Source organism: Cellulosimicrobium sp. I38E (assembly GCF_001647255.1).
GTDB classification, from domain to species: Bacteria; Actinomycetota; Actinomycetes; order Actinomycetales; family Cellulomonadaceae; genus Cellulosimicrobium; species Cellulosimicrobium cellulans_E.
This window is the reverse complement of sequence record NZ_LUAZ01000092.1, coordinates 1-4,711: the sequence shown is the minus strand read 5'-3', so window position 1 is coordinate 4,711 and position 4,711 is coordinate 1. Positions and strand designations below refer to the sequence as shown.

Sequence of the window (4,711 nt, the reverse complement as noted above, 5' to 3'; positions counted from 1 at the left end):
CCTGCTGCGGGTAGGGGGGCGGCGAGGCGGTCACACCGTGTGGATACCAGTCGCCGGACGGGCGCGCCAGCGCCGTCCGTGCCGGTGGTGATCGCGTCGCGGTCCGGGAGGCGAGGAGAGGCACGGGCGGCCGTCGTCGGGGGCGGCGGGTAGCGTCGGGCCATGCCCTCGGACAAGGTGGACCTCAAGGCGCTGTACCGCGAGCTGTACGCCCCGCCGCGAGGCCGGTTCGTCGAGGTGGACGTGCCGACGCTCGCCTACCTCGCGGTCGACGGCGAGGGCGACCCGAACTCCTCGCCCGCCTACGCGGCGGCGGTCGAGGCGCTCTTCTCCGTCTCCTACGCGGTGAAGTTCGCGAGCAAGCGGGAGGGGCGTGACTACGTCGTCGGACCGCTGGAGGGCCTGTGGACGGCCGAGGACCCGGGCACGTTCGTGCGGCGGGAGAAGGCCGCGTGGCGCTGGACGCTGCTGGTGCTCCAGCCGGACTGGGTGGACGAGGACCTCGTCGTCGCGGCCACGGAGACGGTCCGCGCGAAGAAGGACGCCCCGGCCGCGCTCGACCTCGTGCGGCGCACGAGCCTCACCGAGGGCCTGTCCGTGCAGACCCTGCACGTCGGGTCGTACGACGACGAGGGGCCGGTGCTCGCGGAGCTGCACGACGTCTACCTGCCCGAGCACGGGCTGACGTTCGCCGGGCCGCACCACGAGATCTACCTGAGCGACGTGCGGCGCACGGACCCGGCGAGGCTGCGCACCGTGCTGCGCCAGCCCGTCCGCCCGGCCTGACGTTCGACGCGCCGACCCGCCGCCGACCCGCCGACGAACCGCCGACGTCCGGCCCTCACGCGGCCGAGCGGCGGCGTGCCCAGGCGAGGTCCGTGTCGTCGAGCACGTCGGTGAGGCGGCGGCCGGCGAGCGCGCGCGCCCAGGCGGGCGACGCGCCCTCGGGCACGGCCTCCTGGAGCACCCATTCGCGCACCCCGAGGCGACGCAGGTGCGTGCCGAGCGCGAGGAGCTCGGTGCGCGAGTGCACGCTCGGGTCGACGGTGGTGCGCACCTCGTGGTCGACGCCGGAGCGCAGCAGCACGGTCAGCGCCTCGAACGCGCGGCGCCCGGACGGGATCGTCCCCGTGACGACGGGGTAGCGCGAGGGCAGGTGCTTGATGTCGAGCCCGACCCAGTCCACGAACGGCAGGAGCCGGGCGAGCCGGGCCGGCCACGGCCCGGCGGTGTGCAGCCCGACGTCGAGGCCGAGGCCGCGCACGTCGTCGATCGCGCCGAGCAGGCCGGGGTGGAGGGTCGGCTCGCCGCCCGAGAAGACGACGCCGTCGAGCAGCCGCCGGCGCGGGGCGAGGAACGCGACGACCTCGGACCACGGGACCGCGTCGCCGGGCGGCGGCGACCCGTGAGCGGCGACCGCGCACAGGCCCGGGTGGTGGCAGTACCCGCAGTGCCACGGGCAGCCCTGCGTGAGGACCGTGGCGACCCGCCGCCCGGGCCAGTCCGTGACGGACAGCCGGTTCAGTCCGGCGACCACGAGGCCCGGGCGGGTCATCGGCGGCTCCTTCCGACGCACGACGGCCCGGCAGTCCGACGGGTCGGGGTCGCCCGCCGCGCTGCCAGGACCTCGAACGTAGCGCCGCCGCACGGTGCGCCGGACCGGTCCAAGGTCCCGACCTGCCCGGCGCACGGACGGCGTCCCTGGGCCGCGGCGCTCAGCCCGACGGCGGACCGCCGAACCCGCCGCCGCCCTGCGGGAACCCGCCGCCGGGAAAGCCCCCGCCGGGGACGTCCCCGCCCGGGAAGCCCCCGCGCGCGTCCGACCCGTCCGAGCCGAGCCCGGTCAGCCCCGACGACTCGTCGTCGTCCTGGACGAGCTGCTGGGCGAGGTCCGCGAGCACGACCTCGTCGCCGGCGGAGAGGCCGTCCGTGATCTCGGTGAGCTCCGGCCCGACGGCGCCCGTCGTCACGGTCACGGTGCGTGCCTCGGTGCCGTCGAGCACCCGGACCGTGCGCGCCGACCCGTCGGCCGCCACGGCGGACGTGGGCACGACGAGCACGTCGTCCACGGCGGCGACGGCGATGGTGGCGGCCGCGGACGCGCCCTCCGGCAGCTCGCCGTCGACCGGGTCGAGCGCGACGGTCGCCGCGTAGGACGGGGTCGAGGTCTGCGAGTCGCTGAGCACCGCGACGCTGCTCACCGTCCCCGTGTACGCGGCGCCGGTCGCCGGGACGGTCGCCGTGACGGGCTGCCCGACAGCCACGACCTTCACGTCCGCGAGGTCGAGCGTGGACGACAGCACGTACCCGCCGTCGCCGAGGATCGTCACCGCGGCGTCGCTCGTGCCGACCGACGTCCCGGCGGCAACGTCGACCTGCGCCACGGTCCCGGCGATCGGTGCGGTGAGCGTGCCCGCGACGGCGGCGGCCTCCGCGACGTCCACCTGCCGCTCCGCGACCGTCACGGCGGCGCGGTCGGCCAGGATGCGCTCGGCCGTGACGGTGCCCGACGACGTCGCGCGCCCGGTCGTACCGCTCCCCGACGGCGCGGAGCCCGCGGAGGGCTGTTCGCTACCGCCCGACGAGCCGCCCGACGTGCCTCCCGGCGCCGCGCCGGACGCCGCGCCCGAGGGCGTGCCGGAGCCGTCCCCCGACGGCGCGGCGGTGCCCGGGCCGGGCGTCGTCGGGGAGCCCCCGGAGTCGCCGGTCCCGCCGGTGCTCCCGGCCCCGGACTCCGCCTCCTGCGCGTCGAGGAGGGCCTGGACCGCGGCGTCGAGCGCGACGGACCGCTCGCCGAGCGTGGCGACGGTGTCGTCCAGGTCGGCGACGAGGTCGACGAGCACGCCCTGCGCGGAGCCCGTCGTCCGCTGGGCGGCGTCGGTCGCGACCAGCGCCTCCTGCGCGGCGAGGACCGCCGCGGCGCACGCGGCGAGGTCGTCGGCGGTGGCCGCCGCACCGGCGTCGGCCCCGAGGACGACGGCGCACGCGCCCTGGTCGCCCGTCGCAGCCTCGACGGCCGCCCCCGAGGCGCCGAGCGCCGTCGTGCCGGCGAGCACCGCGTCCTCGACGGACGCGTACCCGGCGAGCAGGGCGTCCTGTGCCGCCTGCACGTCCGCCTGCGCCGCGGAGAGCGCGTCGCGCGCGGCGGTGACCGCCCGCTCCGGTGCGTCGGTGCTGCTCGCGTCCACGGACACGGCGCGCGTCTCGCCGGTGCTCGCGGTGCCGACGACCAGGACCGCGGAGCCCGCGGCGGAGCTCGCGCCCACGGCCCCGGTGCCGGAGGCCCCGGACGTGGACGCCGTCGACGAGGCGCCCGACGCCTGCGCCTCGAGGTCGTCCGCCAGCGTCTGCTGCGCGTCGGCGAGCGTCTGCTGCGCGTCGTCGACCGCGTCCTGGAGGTCGTCGGCGTCCAGGGTCGCGAGGACGTCGCCCGCCTCGACGCGGTCGCCCGCCGCGACGGCGACGGTCGCGACCGTGCCCGACGTGCCGAACGTCGCGTCCGCGCGGGCCGCCGACGCGACGGTCGCGCTCGTGGACACCTGCTGCGCGACGTCGCCCGTCGCGACGGTCGCGGTGCGGTACTGGGCGTCCGCGGGACGCAGCGCGTAGGCGGTGCCGCCCGCGCCCACCACCGCGACCGCCACGCCCGCCGCGACGAGCCGGTGGCGCCGTGACCGGCGGCGCCGGCGGACGACCGCGTCACGCATCGCCACCACCGGAGCCCTGGTCGCCCTGGCCGCGCTCCTGGCCGTCGCGGCCGCCGGGGAAGCCCCCGCGGCCCCCGGGGAAGCCGCCCGTGCAGCCGTCGTCGCCCGGCGCGGAGAGGGTCAGGCTCGTCGCGGTGAGCGTGCCGTCGTCCCCGCTCTCGCCCTGCGCGCTGACGCACTGCCCGACGACGACGTCGTCGCCCGACCCGGTGCGCTGGACGGTGTAGGCGGTCGCGTCGTCGACCGTCACGGTCTCCTCGCCGCTCTCGCCCTCGGGCGTGGTCGTGGTCACCGTGATCGTGGTGCCGTCGACCGCGGTGACGAGCCCGGTCGTCAGGCCGCCGAAGCCGCCACCCGGGCGCCCCTCGCCGTCGGGTGCGCCGGACGGCAGGTCGGTCGGTGCGCCGTCGGGCAGGTCGGTGGGGAGGTCGCTCGGCGCCCCGTCGGGGCGCTCGCCGCCAGGGAACCCGCCGCCCGGGAAGCGTCCCCCCAGGCCGCCGGTGCACTCGCCGTCGACCGGCTCGCTCACGGACACGGTCGTGGCCGCCGCGTCGTCGGTCGTGTCGTCGCTCTCGTCCCCGGGCGCGCCGCCCGGGGAGCCGGTCAGGGCCACGACGCACGACCCGACGGCGACGTCGGCGAGCGTGCCGTCCACGGTCACGGTGACGGTCGTGCCGTCGGACCACGAGACCGCGGTCTGCGACTCGCCGTCCTGGACCTGCGCCGTCGTGCCGTCGACGGCGGCGACCTCGCCCGAGACGCCGGGCGTGCGACCGCCACCGCTCGGGAGCGCGTCGTCGGGGCCACCGTCAGGTGCTCCGTCCTCGGCGGACGAGGTGGACGTCGCGGGGTCGGGGGTCGCGGCGTCGGACGTCGAGCAGGCCGTGAGGGCGAGAGCGAGCCCGACGGCGCCCGCCGCGACGAGCGCGGCGCGCGAGCGTCGCCGGGGATCGTCGACGGGAACGGGGCCGGGCAGGGCGTCGGCGGCGGGACGGGGGAGCGGG

The 4,711-nt window shown here is 78.2% G+C and carries 4 protein-coding genes; 1 reads left to right on the top strand and 3 read right to left on the bottom strand.

Annotation, left to right across the window (positions count from 1 at the left end):
* Window positions 1-162 precede the first annotated feature (162 nt).
* Entirely contained in the window at window positions 163-786 is a 624-nt protein-coding gene (locus A0J59_RS20345) for a GyrI-like domain-containing protein (RefSeq protein ID WP_064317282.1), read from the top strand.
* Between the two features lie 55 nt (window positions 787-841).
* Here A0J59_RS20345 and A0J59_RS20340 read toward each other — a convergent pair whose 3' ends face one another.
* The 3 genes from A0J59_RS20340 to A0J59_RS21915 all read right to left on the bottom strand — a co-directional run.
* On the bottom strand, window positions 842-1,555 hold the full coding sequence (locus A0J59_RS20340) for an anaerobic ribonucleoside-triphosphate reductase activating protein (RefSeq protein ID WP_064317281.1): 714 nt from the start codon (window positions 1,553-1,555) through the stop codon (window positions 842-844).
* A gap of 160 nt (window positions 1,556-1,715) precedes the next feature.
* Window positions 1,716-3,707, bottom strand: coding sequence for a biotin/lipoyl-binding protein (locus tag A0J59_RS20335; protein WP_156533214.1), 1,992 nt, complete (start codon window positions 3,705-3,707; stop codon window positions 1,716-1,718).
* Window positions 3,700-4,711 (bottom strand): hypothetical protein (locus tag A0J59_RS21915; protein ID WP_064317279.1); only part of this gene is annotated, 1,012 nt, incomplete at its 5' end. The genes A0J59_RS21915 and A0J59_RS20335, both read right to left, overlap by 8 nt.